A 1,025-nucleotide genomic window follows, 5' to 3' on the forward strand; every position below is an offset into this window, starting at 1 on the left:
GGCACACGTTGACCTGGTTTTGTCGCGCGATCTCCAACGGGATCGCGCGACGCATTTTTTTCTTTGACAAATCAAGCGCCAGGCTCGGACAGCCGCAGCAGCGCTTGCCTTGAATCAGCAGTTCGATCGACGGGAAACCAAGTTATGTCACGCGCGCCGCGCATTCTTCATTGGCTCAGCCTCATGCTCTTCGCGGCGCTCGCGCTCGCGGCTACTGCTGTCCAGGCCGCCGGCCGCGAACGCCTGTCACTCGACAGCGGTTGGCTTTTCCATCGCGGCGACGTCTCAATGCCCGTGGTCAAGGGTCACGGCATGAGCTATCACAACGGCAAGGCCAACGGCGCCTGGGGTGCGGCTGCCGCAGACTTCGATGATTCCGGCTGGCGGCGCCTGGACCTGCCGCATGACTGGGCCGTCGAGAACCCGTTCGACCGCAACGAGAACGCGTCTCAGGGCTATCGCCAGYGCGGCATCGGCTGGTACCGGCGCTATCTGCCGCTGCCCGAATCCGACCGCGGCCGCCACATCGAGCTGCAGTTCGACGCGGTCGCCACGCACAGCACGGTCTGGGTCAACGGCATCGTCGTCGACCGCAACTGGTCGGGCTACAACGGCCGCAGCATCGACATCACGCCCTATGTCCGTTACGGCGCCGACGCCAACACCATCGCCGTGCGCGTGGACGCCGACGCACAGGAAGGCTGGTGGTACGAAGGCGCCGGCATCTACCGCCACACTTGGCTGGTCAAGCGCGACGCGCTGCACATCGCCACCGACGGCCTGCATGCCAACCCGGTCCAGCGCAACGGCCGCTGGACCCTTCCGGTCGAAGTGATGCTGCAAAGCAGCGCCAAGACCGAGCGCAGCGGCATCATCGACGTGGTCGTGATCGATCCGTCGGGCCGTGAAGTGGCCAAGGGCAGTGCCCGAGCTCGGGTCGCCGCGCTCGAATCGGCCGTCGCCCACATCAAGCTCGACGTGCGCGAGCCCAAGCTGTGGTCGCTTGCACAACCCAACCTATACCG

The 1,025-nt window shown here is 65.4% G+C and carries 1 protein-coding gene; it reads left to right on the forward strand.

Annotation, left to right across the window (positions count from 1 at the left end):
- Positions 1-288: 288 nt before the first annotated feature.
- Positions 289-1,025: sugar-binding domain-containing protein (locus ACXJKR_RS33380; protein WP_457326513.1), on the forward strand; the 737-nt coding region annotated here is incomplete at its 3' end.

This window comes from Roseateles sp. P5_E11, from assembly GCF_054049355.1.